The 15,191-nt window shown below is 68.1% G+C and carries 11 protein-coding genes; 6 read left to right on the top strand and 5 right to left on the bottom strand.

The genetic code is table 11. The features are described from left to right. Positions 1-478: 478 nt before the first annotated feature. Positions 479-2,152 carry a ribonuclease J gene (locus CVO96_RS09285; RefSeq protein ID WP_103311989.1) on the top strand — a complete coding sequence of 558 codons (1,674 nt, stop codon included), beginning with the start codon at positions 479-481 and terminating at the stop codon, positions 2,150-2,152. Between the two features lie 52 nt (positions 2,153-2,204). On the opposite strand, the gene CVO96_RS09280 is transcribed toward CVO96_RS09285, so the two are convergent. Continuing rightward, positions 2,205-3,146 carry a hypothetical protein gene (locus tag CVO96_RS09280; RefSeq protein ID WP_103311988.1) on the bottom strand — a complete coding sequence of 314 codons (942 nt, stop codon included), beginning with the start codon at positions 3,144-3,146 and terminating at the stop codon, positions 2,205-2,207. Between the two features lie 179 nt (positions 3,147-3,325). On the opposite strand from CVO96_RS09280, the gene clpP reads away from it, so the two are divergent. The 3 genes from clpP to lon all read left to right on the top strand — a co-directional run bounded on the left by clpP (position 3,326) and on the right by lon (position 7,729). After that, a complete protein-coding gene (clpP, locus tag CVO96_RS09275) occupies positions 3,326-3,931 on the top strand; it encodes an ATP-dependent Clp protease proteolytic subunit (RefSeq protein WP_165795255.1) in 606 nt (201 codons plus the stop codon). After that, complete coding sequence (gene clpX / locus CVO96_RS09270; protein WP_103311987.1) at positions 3,928-5,142, top strand: ATP-dependent Clp protease ATP-binding subunit ClpX; 1,215 nt, start codon at positions 3,928-3,930, stop codon at positions 5,140-5,142. The genes clpP and clpX overlap by 4 nt, the downstream gene beginning before the upstream one ends. A gap of 151 nt (positions 5,143-5,293) precedes the next feature. Then, complete coding sequence (gene lon, locus CVO96_RS09265) at positions 5,294-7,729, top strand: endopeptidase La (RefSeq protein WP_103311986.1); 2,436 nt, start codon at positions 5,294-5,296, stop codon at positions 7,727-7,729. A 132-nt stretch (positions 7,730-7,861) separates the two neighbouring features. Here the strand turns inward: lon and CVO96_RS09260 are convergent, their stop codons facing one another. The 4 genes from CVO96_RS09260 to pgeF form a co-directional block, all read right to left on the bottom strand. Beyond that, positions 7,862-9,100, bottom strand: coding sequence for a type IV pilus twitching motility protein PilT (locus tag CVO96_RS09260; RefSeq protein ID WP_103311985.1), 1,239 nt, complete (start codon positions 9,098-9,100; stop codon positions 7,862-7,864). 25 nt (positions 9,101-9,125) lie between these two features. After that, positions 9,126-11,804 (bottom strand): type II/IV secretion system protein, encoded by a 2,679-nt coding sequence (locus tag CVO96_RS09255; protein WP_103311984.1) that lies wholly within the window; start codon positions 11,802-11,804, stop codon positions 9,126-9,128. A 185-nt stretch (positions 11,805-11,989) separates the two neighbouring features. Further along, entirely contained in the window at positions 11,990-12,496 is a 507-nt protein-coding gene (locus tag CVO96_RS09250; protein WP_103311983.1) for a YqeG family HAD IIIA-type phosphatase, read from the bottom strand. Next, positions 12,493-13,254: a peptidoglycan editing factor PgeF gene (pgeF, locus tag CVO96_RS09245; RefSeq protein ID WP_243398264.1), complete on the bottom strand. Its 762-nt coding sequence runs from the start codon at positions 13,252-13,254 to the stop codon at positions 12,493-12,495. Before pgeF ends, CVO96_RS09250 begins: the two co-directional genes overlap by 4 nt. A gap of 141 nt (positions 13,255-13,395) precedes the next feature. Between pgeF and CVO96_RS09240 the strand changes: the two genes are divergently transcribed. Further along, entirely contained in the window at positions 13,396-14,181 is a 786-nt protein-coding gene (locus CVO96_RS09240) for an enoyl-ACP reductase FabI (protein ID WP_103311981.1), read from the top strand. Between the two features lie 449 nt (positions 14,182-14,630). Further along, positions 14,631-15,179: an ankyrin repeat domain-containing protein gene (locus tag CVO96_RS21270; protein ID WP_112778684.1), complete on the top strand. Its 549-nt coding sequence runs from the start codon at positions 14,631-14,633 to the stop codon at positions 15,177-15,179. Positions 15,180-15,191 lie beyond the last annotated feature (12 nt).

Here is a 15,191-nt window from a genome sequence, read left to right as displayed (position 1 = left end):
TACGGCCGAAGAGGGACAGAGGCGACGGAGCAGGGGTCTGAGGCCGGGGCTGGCCCTGCAGGGCCACCGCACAGTCAGGGAAGGGGTGAGCACGATCACGCTGCGGACGACCCCGCTGCTGTGCAGCTCTCCGAGTCCGCCTCTCCCCTGAAGGGGCGGCAAGGAACAGCCGACCCAAATGGTGTTCTTGGTTCCCCTCAAGGGGAGCTGGCACCGAAGTTGACTCACTGGGACAGCTGCGGAGCAGTGGGGTTTGCCTACAGGCCAGGCATACAGGGCAAAGCTCGGGACTTCGCGGTTGCCCTGCGTGGCCCTGACCCGGGTTCCTGCTCTCCCCCTGTGCTACCTTGAGTGAACCGCGTCTGCCTGCCGTGCTGGGGGCAAACGACACAACCGCATCACAGGCCACACCGACGGGCCGACGCCTCTTTCAAGACACCGGCCCGGTTCTGGGCTGGCCCGACACACGGAGCAAGGCATGACACAAGTAGAACAGGGCGCCCCGCCCCAGGCAGCCGCCCCCCATCTGGAGGTTATTCCGCTGGGCGGCATGGGCGAGATCGGCAAGAACATCACCGTCTACCGCTTTGAGGACGAGATCATGGTCGTCGACGGCGGGCTGGCCTTCCCCGATTCGCACCAGATGGGCATCGACCTCATCATCCCGCGCATCGACTACCTGCAGCAGAACGCCGGGCTGATCAAGGGCTGGATCCTCACGCACGGCCACGAGGACCATATCGGCGGACTGCCGTACATCCTGCCCCGGCTGCCCAGGGTGCCGGTCTACGGCGCGCCCCTCACGCTGGGGCTGGTGCGCGAGAAGCTGGCCGAATTCGGCATCAAGGACGCCGACGTCGATCTGCGTGAGACCGCGCTGGACGCCAAGGTGCGGATCGGCAAGAGCTTCCATGTGGAGTTCATCCGCATGACGCACTCCATTCCCGACAACGCCGGCTACATCCTGACCACGCCGGTCGGCAAGATCGTGCACACCGGCGACTTCAAGCTCGACGAGGAACCCAGCGACGGCAAGCTGAGCGACCTCGACAAGATCGAGCAGGCCGGGAAAGAGGGCGTGCTGCTGCTCATCTCCGACTCGACCAACGCCGAGCGTCCGGGGCGCACGGTCAGCGAGGCCGCCGTGACCCGCGCGCTGGAAGAGGTCGTGAGGAACTGCAAGGGCCGCGTGTTCATGACCACCTTCGCCTCCAACGTCCACCGTATCCAGAACACCCTGAACGTGGCGCACCGCTGCGGGCGCCGGGTGGTCATGGAAGGCCGCTCGATGCTCAAGTACGCCCAGGTCGCCACGGGGCTCGGCTACATGGAAGCGCCCGATCCCTTCCTGACCAGCGAGGACGTGGGGCAGCTGCAGGATCAGCAGATCCTCTTCGTCTGCACCGGCTCGCAGGGCCAGCCCATGAGCGTGCTCTCGCGCCTGGCCTTCGGCACGCACGCCAAGATCGCGCTGCGCCGGGGCGACACCGTGATCCTGAGCAGCAACCCGATCCCCGGCAACGAGGAAGCCGTGAACCTCGTCATCAACCGCCTGTACGAGATCGGCGTGGACGTGGTCTACCCGCCCGCCTTCAAGGTGCACGCCTCCGGGCACGGCTCGCAGGAGGAACTGGCGACCGTGCTGAACCTCGCGCGGCCCAAGTTCTTCCTGCCCTGGCACGGCGAGCCCCGCCACCAGATCAACCACGCCAAGCTGGCCCAGACCCTGCCGCGCCCGCCCAAGCGCACCTTGATCGCCAAAAACGGCGACGTGGTGAAGTTGGCGGCCGACGAATTCAAGGTGACCGGCACGGTGGCGGCCGGCGCCGTGTACGTGGACGGCCTGGGCGTGGGTGACATCGGCGACGACGTGCTGCTCGACCGCGTGAACATGAGCCAGGAGGGCATCCTGATCATGACCGCCGTGCTGCATCCGGTGCCGCACGTAGAGGTCGTGTCGCGCGGCTTCGTGCGCTCGAACCGCGATCTGGACAACCAGATCCGCAAGGTCGCGCTGGAAGCGGTGGAACAGGGCATGAAGGAAAAGAAGCGCCTGGAAGATATCCGCGACGACATGTACGGCGCGGTGCGGCGATTTGTCCGCAAAGTGACCGGGCGCAACCCCGTGCTGATCCCGATGATCGTGGACTGAGCGAAGGTTTGCAGGGCAGCCGCTCCGTAAGGGGGCGGCTGTTTTGCGTCCCTCAGGGACTGCGGGCGATCCGGGCCTCGCTGACCCGTCCATCCGGGCCGAAGGTGATGGACACCAGACCGTAGTCGTACCCGAACGTCCAGTGGGTGTGGTTCAGGAGGTCGGCCAGACTGCCCTCCTCGTTGGGGTTGCCGTACTGCGCCAGCACCTGCGCCCTCGTCCAGCCGATCAGAACTTTCTGTGCGGCGTCTGGATCGTTCGGGAGTGGGGGCCGTATGGGCAGGGGGGCGAGGCTCAGGCTACGGTACACATCGTCGGCGCTGCCAAACACGCCGGGCAGGCGGGTGCAGCGCTGCGGCGCCTGGGCCATCAGGGCCACGCTCTGCTCCTGAAGGGATGGGTCTGGCTGACCGGCGAGGGCGCGGACACCGGCCAGCGGCCGAAGCATCACCAGCACCGCTGCCCTGCTGACACGCTGGTTCCGCACCTCGTTGCCAGACACGAATCCACCCTGGGGCGAGACCTCGATCTGCCAGATGCTCTCCACCCGCGCGCTCTCGAGAGTCACGTAGGCGGTGTATCCCGGCGCGATTCCGCAGGGAAACATGGGGTGGCCGTCGACATAGACCTGCTGCGAAACCAGCGCCTGACTAAGCTGTTCGGTCTCCCGGGTTCGGGTCAGCGGGAAGGCCGCCTTGGCCTGGAGATTGCGTTTGGGCAGCCATACCTGCCCCGTGCCGCTGGACAGGACGTATGCCGAGACTGTCTCCCGCAGCACCCTCAGAGGCCGGTTCAGCCAGCCGAAACGCGAGACCCCATGGCCCTGGGCATCGGTCAGGAAAGGCGTGCTCCGGACGACGTTGCCCGCCGTAGAGACGCTCTCGGTCAGCAGCACATACCCGCCGACCGCTGGAGCGTAGGGAGTCGGCACCGTGGATGGTGGAGGCTGAAGGGCGCCCGTCAGCGCCAGCGAGAGGGTCAGGAGGAACCGCATTTCCGAGACCGTAGGGCCCGGAGCTGACGCCCCCGTGATCTCCACGCTGGGTGAGCCTTCATAGAGCCGACCCGCTCAGGCGGACTGCAGCGACAACGGGGAGGAGACTGCCCACCTGTACAGTTTCCATACCGCCTTTCCCTACGTTCGCCCGCGCGGCCCGTGCGATAATCGCCCGCATGGGCATCATTCCTTACGTGATCGAGCAGACCGGGCGGGGCGAGCGGAGTTATGACATCTACTCCCGCCTCCTGAAAGACCGGATCATCTTCGTGGGTACGCCCATCGAATCGCAGATGGCCAACTCCATCGTGGCCCAGCTGCTGCTGCTGGATTCGCAGAACCCCGAGCAGGAGATCCAGATGTACATCAACTGCCCCGGCGGCGAGGTCTACGCCGGGCTGGCGATCTACGACACCATGCGCTACATCAAGGCCCCGGTGAGCACCATCTGCGTGGGCATCGCCATGAGCATGGGCTCGGTGCTGCTGATGGCCGGCGACAAGGGCAAGCGCATGGCCCTGCCCAACAGCCGGATCATGATCCATCAGGGCTCGGCGGGCTTCCGGGGCAACACGCCGGACCTCGAGGTGCAGGCCAAGGAAGTGCTGCATCTGCGCGACCGGCTGGTCAGCGTCTACCACAAGCACACCGACATCCCGCACGACAAGCTGCTGCGCGACATGGAGCGCGACTACTTCATGTCGGCCGACGAGGCCAAGCAGTACGGCCTGATCGACACCGTGATCGAGACCACCCGCCAGCTCGAGGAGGCCCAGGGATGACCAAAGCCAGTACCGGCGGAGACCGCTGCTCCTTCTGCGGCCGTCAACACCCGCAGATCGCCCAGCTGATCGAGGCCCCCGGCCGCGCGGCCTTCATCTGCAACGAATGCACGGACCGGGCCCACGAGCTGGTCAAGCAGAACAAGAAGGCCGGCAGCGAATTCCGGCTGGAGGAACTGCCCAGCCCCAAGGAGATCAAGGCCTACCTCGACGACTTCGTGATCGGCCAGGACGAGGCGAAGAAGGCGCTGGCGGTCGCGGTGGTCAGCCACTACCAGCGCCTCGCGCACCCCGACGTGAACCTGCAGAAGAGCAACATCCTGCTCATCGGGCCGACCGGCACGGGCAAGACCCTGCTGGCGCAGTCGCTGGCCGAGATGCTGGAAGTTCCCTTCGCCATCGCCGACGCCACCACCCTGACCGAGGCCGGGTACGTGGGCGACGACGTGGAGAACGTGATCGTGCGCCTGCTGCAGGCCGCCGAATACGACGTGGCCTCCGCCGAGCGCGGCATCATCTACATCGACGAGATCGACAAGATCGCGCGCAAGTCCGAGGGCACGAGCATCACCCGCGACGTATCGGGCGAGGGCGTGCAGCAGGCCCTGCTGAAGATCATCGAGGGCACGGTCGCGCAGGTGCCGCCGCAGGGGGGTCGCAAGCACCCGCAGCAGGAACTCGTGCAGGTGAACACCCGCAACATCCTGTTCATCGTGGGCGGGGCCTTCGACGGCATCGCGGACATCGGGCGCAGCCGCACTAACGTGCGCGCGGTGGGCTTCGGCGCCGAGCACAAGGGCGACGAGAAGGCCGAGCTGCGCTTCCTGCCCGAAGACCTCGTGAAGTTCGGGCTGATTCCCGAGTTCGTGGGTCGCCTGCCGCTGGTCGTGCAGCTGCAGGAGCTGGACGAGGAAGCGCTGGTCCGCATCCTGACCGAGCCGCAGGGCGCCATCGTCAAGCAATACCAGGCGCTGTTCGGCTTCCAGAACGTGGATCTGAGCTTCACCGAGGGCGCGCTGCGGGAGGTCGCCCAGCGGGCCAGGGAACGCAAGACCGGCGCGCGCGGGCTGCGGGCGGTGCTGGAAAGAGCCATGACCGACCTGCTCTTCGAGCTGCCTGTCGAAAACCTCAAGGAGTTGCGTTTCGATGCCGGCCATATCGACTCGCCGCTGGGGCTCCTTGAGTCTAAGGGACTCAAGAAGTCTGCCTAAACGCAACAGAGATTACAGCGCCCCCCGGCCGCCGTCCCTAGACTTTCTGGGTACCAGCGGTCGGGGGTGTCTATTGTTTCCCCGATCGCGTTAGACTCTCGTATTCCCGCACCTTTTGTTTTCAGGAGGCCGCGGCCCGCAAGGAGCAAGCATGATCTGGGAACTTCCCGTAGTCGCACTCAGAAATATAGTGATCCTGCCCGGCGTCACGATGAACGTCGACGTCGGCCGTCCCAAGAGCAAGCGGGCGGTGGACGAGGCGCAGGCCAGTGACCGCCGGGTGCTGCTGCTGACCCAGCGCGACGCCCGCACCGACGACCCCACCCGCTCGGAGCTGTACGAGATGGGCGTGCTGGCCGTGGTCAAGCAGGTCGTGCGGATGCCCGACAACACCTACCAGGTGCTGGTCGAGGCGCAGGAACGCGCCCTGGTCACCGACGAGGTGCCCTCGGCCTACATGCGCGTGCGCGCCGAGACCCAGACCGCGCCCGCCGACGAGAGCCGTGAGGTCGCCGTGCTGGTGCAGGAGGTCAAGTCGGCCTTCGAGGAGTACCAGCGCCAGAACAAGAACCTGCGCCTGGACAACTACCAGCTCGAGGGGCTGAAGGCCCTGACCGACGCTGGCGCCCTGAGCGACCAGGTCGCGCACCACGCCACCTGGACGCCGGAGGAGAAGCAGGAAGTGCTCTCGGCCGTGTCGCTGCGCGCCCGCCTGGAAGCCGTGCTGAAGTTCCTGGCGCGCGACACCGAGCGCTTCAACATGGACAAGAAGATCGCCGGACGCGTGAAAGAGCAGATGGACGCCAACCAGCGCGAGTACTACCTGCGCGAGCAGATGAAGGCCATCGGCAAGGAGCTGGGCGGCGGCGAGGACGGCCCGGCCGAGGTCGAGGCCCTGCGCGAGAAGATCGAGGGCGCCGGCATGCCCGACTCGGTCAAGGAAAAGGCCCTCAAGGAGCTGCAGCGCCTGGAGCGCACGCCCGGCGGCAGCCCCGAGAGCACCGTGGTGCGCAACTACATCGACTGGCTGGTGGACGTGCCGTGGAGCAAGCGCGACGAGGAGATCCTCGACATCGGGCGCACCCGCGACATCCTGAACGACGACCACTACGCGCTGGACGACGTGAAAGACCGCATCCTGGAGTTCCTGGCCGTGCGCCAGCTGACGCACAAGCCCGAGGAAACCGCCGAGCAGCGCCAGGAACGCACCGCCGAGGAGCGCACCGACGACGCCGAGCTGCGCGCCCCGATCCTGTGTCTGGTCGGTCCTCCCGGAGTGGGCAAGACCTCGCTGGGCAAGAGCATCGCGAGAAGCCTGAACCGCAAGTTCATCCGCATGTCGCTGGGCGGCGTTCGCGACGAGGCCGAGGTTCGCGGCCACCGCCGCACCTACATCGGCTCCATGCCCGGCCGCATCATCCAGTCGATGAAGACTGCGGGTGTGACCAACCCGATCATCCTGCTCGATGAGATCGACAAGATGAGCAGCGACTGGCGCGGCGACCCCTCCAGCGCCATGCTGGAAGTGCTCGACCCCGAACAGAACCACACCTTCCAGGATCATTACCTCGAGGTGCCCTACGACCTCTCGCAGGTCATGTTCATCACGACGGCGAACACCCTGCAGACCATTCCGCGGCCTCTCCTCGACCGCATGGAGGTCATCCAGATCCCCGGCTACACGCAGGTGGAAAAAGTCGAGATCGCCAAGCGCTACCGCGTGCCCCGGCAGGTGCGGGCCCACGGGCTGGTCGGCCGGCTGGAGATCACCGACGCGGCGCTCAACCGCATCGTCGAGGAGTACACCCAGGAATCGGGCGTCCGGAATCTGGATCGGCAGGTCAGCAAGCTGGCCCGCAAGGCTGCCCGTGAGCTGCTGGAAAGCCCCTGGGAGGGCCTGAAGGTCATCGACGCCGCGCAGGTGCCGGACTACCTGGGCGTGCCCATGCACCGCCCGGACAGGATGGAGAAGGAGCCCCAGGTGGGTGTGGCCCAGGGTCTGGCCTGGACGTCGGTCGGCGGCACCATGCTGCTGGTCGAGGCGCTGGCCACCCCCGGCAGCGGCAAGGTCGTCATGACCGGCTCGCTGGGCGACGTGATGAAGGAGAGCGTGGGCGCGGCGATCGCCTACCTGCGGGCCAACGCCCACCGCCACGGCGCCGATCCCGACTTCCACAAGACCATGGATCTGCACGTCCACTTCCCCGACGGCGCCACCCCCAAGGACGGCCCCAGCGCCGGGATCACGATCGCCACCGCCGTGATCAGCGCCATCACCGGGCGCCCGGTTCGGATGGACGTCGCCATGACCGGCGAGATCAGCCTGCGCGGCCGCGTGCTGCCCATCGGCGGCCTCAAGGAAAAACTGCTCGCCGCGCACCAGGGCGGGATCCGCGAGGTCATCTTCCCCAAGGACAACGAGCCGCACCTGCAGGACGTGCCCGAGTCGATCCGCGGCGAACTGAAGATCCACGCGGTCGAGCAGGTCGGCGAGGTGCTCGATCTGCTGCTACTGCCCAAGCCCGAGGGCGACCAGCCGGTCATCCCGCCCGCGACCGGCAAGGCCGCCACCCAGCCCGGCGCGTAAGCCCACAGCGGCAGCGCACCAGAACAAACCTGAAAGAGACGTCCCCGGAGCTGCTGGGGACGTCTCTTTGTGGGGCAGCGGGCGGCCCATCAGGAAGCCCTGGGCGCGCTTGCAGGCCAGTTCGCCTTCGCCTCAGCGGCGGCCGAACGAGCTGGACGTGCTGGCCCCCGCAGGCGCCGCCGGACGGCTGGTCTCCGCCACGCCGCCACGGGCCGGCTCGCGGCCGCCCCCGACCCCCGCGCCGCCCAGGCCCGCGCTGGCGGTGGCCGGGCCACCCACGGGCAGGCTGCTGCCCACGGTGGGGTCGTTGGCGAGCCGCGCGAATTCCTTGGGGTCGACCGCGCGCTCGACGCCGATGTCGAAGGAGATCAGGCGGCGGCGGTAGAGGTTGGCGAGGTAGGCGTCCATGGTGATCATGCCCTCGCGGGCGCCGGTCTGCATGACCGACACGATCTGGTAGGTCTTGCCCTCGCGGATCAGCGACCGCACGGCCGGATTGGCGACCAGCAGCTCGTAGGCCAGGATGCGCCCGCCGCCCTCGAGCTTGGGCAGCAGCTGCTGGGTCATCACGGCGACCAGGTTGTTGGCGAGCTGCACGCGGATCTGCTCCTGCTGCTCTTCCGGGAACACGTCCACGATGCGGTCGATGGATTCGGGCGCCGAGTTGGTGTGCAGGGTGCCCATGACCAGGTGGCCGGTCTCGGCGGCGGTCACGGCGGCCTTGATGGTCTCGTAGTCGCGCAACTCGCCCACCAGGATGACGTCGGGGGCCTGACGCAGCACGGCGCGCAGGGCGTTGTTGAAGTCCATGGTGTCCGAGCCGACCTCGCGCTGGTTGATGATCGACTGCTTGTGCGTGTGCATGAACTCGATGGGATCCTCGATGGTCATGATGTGCAGCTTCTTGTTGGTGTTGATGTGGTCGATCATGGCCGCCAGCGTGGTGCTCTTGCCCGAGCCGGTGGGGCCGGTAACCAGCACCAGCCCGCGCGGCGCCCCGGAGATGTCGATCACGTTCTGCGGCAGGCCCATCTCCTGGGCGCTCTTGATCTTGGTGGGGATGAGCCGGAGCACGCCGCCCACGTTGCCGCGCTGCATGAAGGCGTTCACGCGGAACCGGGCCTTCTCGCCCAGCGCGAAGGAGAAGTCCAGCTCGCGCTTTTCCTCGAAGGTGCGCTGCTGCTTTTCGTTCATCATCGAGTACATCAGGCGCCTCGTCTCGGTGGCAACCAGCTCGGAGAAGCCCTGACCGTCGTAGACGCCGTGCAGCTTGAACTGCGGCGGCAGGCCCACAGTCAGGATCACGTCGGAGGCGCCCTTCTCGGCGGCGAAACGCAGGATGTCGGTGATATCGGCACTGGGATGGTTCATGGATGACCTCGGGGGGTGGGGGGCGTTACTTGCTGGTGACGGCGAGCACTTCTTCGAGGGTGGTCAGGCCCTGCAGCGCCTTGCCGATCCCGTCCTGGCGCAGCGTCTTCATGCCGCTCTGGGTCATGGCGATGTCGTTGATCTCGGAGGCGTTCTTGCCCATGCTGATGGCGACCCGCAGGGGCTCGTCCACCACCATCAGCTCGTGGATGCCCATGCGGCCCTTGTAGCCGGTGCCGCCGCAGCGCGGGCAGCCGGCGCCGCGCATGAGCTGGGCGCCGCGCAGGTCGCGCTCGGTGATGCCCAGACGCCGCAGCACGTCCGGGTCGGCGTTGGTGGGGGCCTTGCAGTCCGGGCAGACCTTGCGCACCAGTCGCTGCGCGACCACTCCCACCACCGAGGCGCCGATGTTGAAGTGCTCCACGCCCATCTCTTCCAGGCGCACGATGGCGCCGGGCGCGTCGTTGGTGTGCAGCGTGGCCAGCACCAGGTGGCCGGTGAGCGCCGCTTCCACGGCGATCTTGGCCGTCTCGGTGTCCCGGATTTCCCCCACGAAGATGATGTCGGGATCCTGGCGCAGGAAGGCCCGCAGCGCGCGGGCGAAGGTCAGGCCCGCGACCGAGTTGACCTGCGACTGGACGATGCCCGGGATCTCGTATTCCACCGGATCTTCGATGGTGGTGGTGTTCTTCTCGGGCTTGGCGATGCGCTTGAGGGTGGAAAACGAAGTGAAGGACTTGCCCGAGCCGGTGGGGCCGGTGACCAGGAAGATGCCGTTGGGCTTCTCGATCACGTCGAGGTAGCGCTGGAAATTGTGCTCGGAAAAGCCCAGCTGCTCCACTTCCGGAATGTTGGCGGCCTTCTGCAGCAGACGCATCACGGCCTTCTCGCCGTACACCGTGGGCAGCGTGGACAGCCGCAGGTCGATGTCGATCGAGCCCTTCTTGAAGCGCACCCGGCCGTCCTGCGGAATGCGGCGCTCGGCGATGTCGAGCTGGCCCATGATCTTGATGCGCGCGAGCATGCTCTGCGCCGCGCCCTTGGGCAGGGAGTTCTGCTCACGCAGCACGCCGTCGATGCGGTAGCGGATACGGACTTCGTGCTCGGTCGGCTCGATGTGGATGTCGCTGGCCTCCTGCAGGGCGGCCTCGCGGATCAGGTTGTCGACCACCCGCACCACGGCGTTGTCGTCCAGCCCGGCCGACACATCGACATCTTCGGCGCGCTTGTTGTCCTTGTCGCGCTTGTTGCTCTCCTGCACCAGCCGCTGGTTTAGGTCCGCCATGTCCTTGCTGCCGAAGTAGCGCTCGATCAGGCGGATGATGTCCTTTTCCGCCATCACGGCGGGCATGACCTCACGGCCGGTGATCAGCTTCAGGTCGTCCAGCGCGAACACGTTGCGTGGATCCTTCATGGCCACGACCAGCGCCTCGCCCTGGAGCCTGACCGGCACCACGGCGTAGCGGCGCGCGGTGGCCTCGGGGATCATCAGCGCGACCTTGGGATCGGGCGGGTTCTGCACCGGATCGAGGAACTCGTAGCCCAGCTGTGCGGCCAGCGATCTGGCCAGCATCTCGGGCGAGAGCTTGCCCGACTGCACCAGGGTGTCTTCCAGGCGCCCGCCGCCAGCGTTCTGCTTCTGCAGCGCCGCGTCGATCTCCTCGGCCCCGGCGAAGCCCAGCTCGATGATCACCTCGCCCAGCGGCTTGACCCGGCCCTCGCGGGCCTGCACCTGCAGCGCCTCGCGCAGCTGCGCGCGCGACAGCGTGCCCTGCTGCACCATCTGTTCGCCCAGCCGGCCGCGCTGCGGGTAGTAGCGCTCGATCAGGCTCTCCACGTCCCTCGGTTTGGCGAGCAGGAACTGGGTGCGCCGCCCGATCAGGGCCTCGATGTCCTCGCGTTTGCGCGGATCCGAGGCGACCACGGTCACGCCGCCCTCGCTCTCGTCGACCGGCACGGCCGAGAGCCTCAGCGCGTCGGCGCGCAGCATGGAGCCCAGCACTTCCTCGCTGGGTTTGAAATCGCGGGGATTTTTCAGGTACACGGCCCCGATCTGTTCGGCCAGCACCTCGTAGAGCTGATCTTCGGTGATCGCCTTCTGGGCGTAGAGCGTGGAGCCCAGCGGCTCGCCGGTCTGCTGCTGCGCGTCCAGCGCGACCTGCAACTGGGCGTCGGTGATCAGGCCGCGAGACATCAGGCGCTGGCCCAGCATGCCGCCGCCGGCGCTGTCGGCCATCTCGGCGGGCTGGGTGGGCGTGAGGCCCAGTTCGGGGTAGTGGGTGGCGATGGCCCAGTTGATCTCGTCGCGCAGCGCCTGATAGGGCTCGATCAGCAGGCCGCAGTCGTCCTCCAGCGCCTCGATGGCGAGGCTGGAGAGCGGATCGACCAGCGCGACCCGCAGCGTGCCGCCCTCCAGCGCGAACGGAAAGGCCAGCGAACTGAGCGCCGTCTGGGCGCGCACGGCCGTGACCGCCTGCGGATCGGGGTTGACCACCATCAGATTGACCAGCGGGATGCCCAGCGCTTCCTCGATGGCGCGGGCGATCCGTTTCTCGCCGACCATGCCGGAGCCGATCAGGATCTCGGCCAGGCGACCGCCCACCTCGGCGTGGCGCACCAGCGCTTTTTGCAGGTCGGCGTCGTTGACGTAGCCCTGTTCGAGCAGAATGGCGCCGAGGCGACGGTCACCGATTGAGAGAGCCATGATGTTCCTCCTTGAGCTGGACGGGCCTGTGCTGGATAGAATGAGCGGGAAGGGGCGGCGACAGGGGCTGAGGGGGGTGTGGGAGCGGCCCGGGCAGGGTTCGGACAGGGAAGCCGGGCGCGCGCTGGAACGGTGGCCGGGGCCTCAGGCCGGGACGACCGGGTGGACACACGGGGCGCCGCATCTCAGGTCTTCCAGTCATGGCCGTATCTCCTCAGCACCAGGCGTTCGAGCTGCCGGGCCAGGCGCGTGTGGGGCAGGGCGTTGTTCGCCAGTGGCCTGACCAGGATGGTATGGAGCCCCGCTAGATTGCCGCCCAGGACATCGGTGAACAGCTGATCGCCGACCATGCCCACCTGCCCCGGCGGCAGGCCCAGGGCACCGACCGCCCGGCGGTAGGCGCGCGGATTGGGCTTGCCCGCCAGCCCGACCCCGTTGAACTCCAGGCGCTCCAGCCAGTAGGCGGCGCGCCTGCCCGTGGCGTTGCTGAGCAGGTAGAGCCCGGTGCCCAGCCGCTGCAGATCGCGCGCCCAGCGGATGATCCCGGCCGCTTGGCGCTCCTCGTAGCTGCCGTAGGGGATCAGGGTGTTGTCGAGGTCGATCAGCAGGCCGTGCAGGCCGCGGGCCCGCAGGAACTCGGGGGTGATCTCGGTCACGTGGTCGATCACGTCGCGGGGCTGCAGGAGGCTCACGCCGCTCCTCCGGCGCTGGGTGAGCTGGCACCGGGTAGGCTGGAACCCTGCAGGCAGATCACAGCCCACATCCGGCCGGTGCGCCCGGCGTCACGGCGATACGAGTAGAAGTCCTCTTCGGTGGAGCAGCGCCCGCTGAGCCAGATGTTCGCGTCGTCCAGGCCGGCGTCCCGCAGCACGGCGCGGTTGGCCCCGGCCAGATCGAGGTGCGCGCGGCCCTGCACGTCCAGCACGAAGTCGCCCAAGCCGGCGTCCCGGAACTGGCGGGCGACGTCGGGGCCGACCTCATAGCGCTCGCCGCAGATGCCGGGGCCGACGGCGGCGCGGATACCGCTGGGGTGCGCGCCCAGGGCCACCATCGCCTGCACGGTCTTCTCCCCGATCCGGCCCAGCGTGCCCTTCCAGCCGGCGTGCGCGGCGCCGACCACGCCCGCGCGCTCATCCTGCAGCAGCAGCGGGTAGCAGTCGGCGGTGCCGATGGCCAGGGGCACGCCCGGCGTGGCGGTGACCAGCGCGTCCGCCGTCCAGAGCCCGGCTTGGGTCACGGTCACGACCTGGGTGCCGTGCACCTGATCGAGCCGGGCGAAGGAGGCCGGCAGCCCCAGCGCGCCCGCCAGCAGCTCGCGGTTGCGGGCCACGGCCCGGGGGTCGTCCTCGCGGTCGTCCAGGTTCAGCCCCGCGTATACCCCCGACGACACGCCGCCCACACGCGTGGAAAAGGCGTGTGGCGCGGTCAGGTGCGGTGCGCGCAGCAACATCAGGCCCGTAGTATCCCCCCCCATCTCTCACCGGATTCTGACGCTGCGGGCCGGCGCGCGCGGGAAGGCGGGTCGCATTCGCCCGGCCGCCTGCCCTGTCCACTCCAGCCCTCCGGCCGCCCGGGTTGCTAGAGTCCGCCTATGAGTGTGAGCGTGGACTTGAGCAACAAGACGGCCCTGGTCATGGGCGTGGCGAACGGGCGCAGCCTGGGCTGGGCCATCGCCCAGCAACTGCTCGCGGCGGGCTGCCGGGTGGGCTTCTCCTACCAGGGCGAGCGCCTCAGGCCCGAGCTGGACAAGCTGCTGGCCGGGAAGGACGGCGTGTGGTCGCAGCAGGCCGACGCCACCAGCGAAGCCGACCTCGTGGCCCTGTTCGCCCGCGTGAAAGAGGAGTTCGGGCACCTGGACTACCTCGTGCATTCCATCGCCTACGCGCCCCGGCAGGCCATGGAGGGCCGCTTTCTCGACACCACCCCGGAGGACTGGAACACCGCCCTGCAGGTCAGCGCCTACACGCTGGTCTCGGCCTCGCGCCACGCCGAGCCGCTGCTGCGCGACGGCGGAAGCATCGTGAGCCTGACCTACCACGCCTCTCAGCAGGTCGTGCCCAAATACAACGTGATGGGCGTGGCGAAGGCCGCCCTGGAGGCCGCCACCCGCTACCTGGCGGCCGATTTCGGAGAGCGCGAGATCCGCGTGAACACGGTCAGCGCCGGCCCCATGCGGACCATCGCCGCGCGTTCCATTCCGGGCTTCGGCGGCCTGTACGACAAAGGCGCGCGCAACGCGTCCTTCGGCCGCAACGCCACGCCCGAGGAAGTGGGCAAGCTCGCGCTGTTCCTGTTGAGCGACCTGGGCTCCGGCGTGACCGGCCAGACCATGTACGTGGACGCCGGCCTGAGCATCATGACGGTGAAAGAGGACTGAGCCGGCAAGTTCCTCTGACCTCGGGCGTTTCGAGGCGGGCCACAGCCCGGACTGGCTGATACCGCTCAGCAGAGGGGTCATCCGAAGTGAAAGTGATCCTGCGCCATCCGAGACCCCTCACCCTTCCGCCGCGGTGCGGCTCCCTCTGCTTCGCAGGTCTTCGACCCCCTCTCCCCTGGGGAGGCTCGCAGAGTTGCGAAGCAGAGGGTTGGGGTGAGGGGTCTGTTGATGGCGACTCCGCCATGTCTTGCCATCACTTTAGTCCCGTATCATCCGCAGCGAATCCGCTCAGGCCAGCGTGTCCGCCCCGCGGGACAGTCCCGAGGTGGCGCCGATGCCCAGAGCGTCCCTGCCGGGAGCGTCACCGTGTCACCCTGAACGCCGTCCACCGAAGCTGAACCAGCCGGTCAGGCCCCCTTCCCTCTCCCCCGCCCGGCGTACCCTGAGCCATGAGCGACTTCGAGAGTCCCACGCATGAGCTGGTGGCGAACGCCCACGGCAACCTGGAGCGGGTGCGGGCACTGCTGGACGCGCATCCGGAGCTGGCGGACACGCGCTACGCGGTCTGGAACGAGTCGCCGCTGGAGGCGGCCGCGCACACCGGCGGGCGCGAGATCGCGGAGCTGCTGCTCGTACGGGGCGCGGCGCCGAACCACGTGGCCTGGGCGATGCTGGGGCGGGTGGACGAACTCAGGGCCATGCTGGACGCCGATCCGGCCCTGGCCCAGATCCCCGGCGCCCACGGTATTGGGCTGCTGTACCACGCGGCGCTGAGCGGAGACACGAAAACGCTGGACGCCGCCTGGAACGCAGGGGCGCGGGCGGGGCTGGAAAAGACGCCCCATGCGGCGGTGCAGGCCCGCAGTCTGGACGCCCTGCGCTGGGCGCTGGCCCACGGCGCGGCGCTGGACACCCGCGACATGCGGGGCCAGACGCCCCTGGAGGCCGCCCGCGAGCGGGGCTGGGAGGAGGGAACCACGCTGCTGGGCGATTCCTGACCGATCCGTGAG

The sequence above is a fragment of the Deinococcus koreensis genome (genome assembly GCF_002901445.1).
Lineage (GTDB): Bacteria > Deinococcota > Deinococci > Deinococcales > Deinococcaceae > Deinococcus > Deinococcus koreensis.
This window is presented reverse-complemented; position numbering and strand designations above follow the sequence as displayed.

Coding starts and splice junctions, on each gene's coding strand:
- CVO96_RS09285 (WP_103311989.1), top strand. CDS start 479: ATGACACAAGTAGAACAGGGCGCCCCGCCCCAGGCAGCCGCCCCCCAT.
- CVO96_RS21270 (WP_112778684.1), top strand. CDS start 14,631: ATGAGCGACTTCGAGAGTCCCACGCATGAGCTGGTGGCGAACGCCCAC.
- lon (WP_103311986.1), top strand. CDS start 5,294: ATGATCTGGGAACTTCCCGTAGTCGCACTCAGAAATATAGTGATCCTG.
- CVO96_RS09260 (WP_103311985.1), bottom strand. CDS start 9,100: ATGAACCATCCCAGTGCCGATATCACCGACATCCTGCGTTTCGCCGCC.
- CVO96_RS09280 (WP_103311988.1), bottom strand. CDS start 3,146: ATGCGGTTCCTCCTGACCCTCTCGCTGGCGCTGACGGGCGCCCTTCAG.
- CVO96_RS09255 (WP_103311984.1), bottom strand. CDS start 11,804: ATGGCTCTCTCAATCGGTGACCGTCGCCTCGGCGCCATTCTGCTCGAA.
- CVO96_RS09240 (WP_103311981.1), top strand. CDS start 13,396: ATGAGTGTGAGCGTGGACTTGAGCAACAAGACGGCCCTGGTCATGGGC.
- clpP (WP_165795255.1), top strand. CDS start 3,326: ATGGGCATCATTCCTTACGTGATCGAGCAGACCGGGCGGGGCGAGCGG.
- pgeF (WP_243398264.1), bottom strand. CDS start 13,254: ATGTTGCTGCGCGCACCGCACCTGACCGCGCCACACGCCTTTTCCACG.
- clpX (WP_103311987.1), top strand. CDS start 3,928: ATGACCAAAGCCAGTACCGGCGGAGACCGCTGCTCCTTCTGCGGCCGT.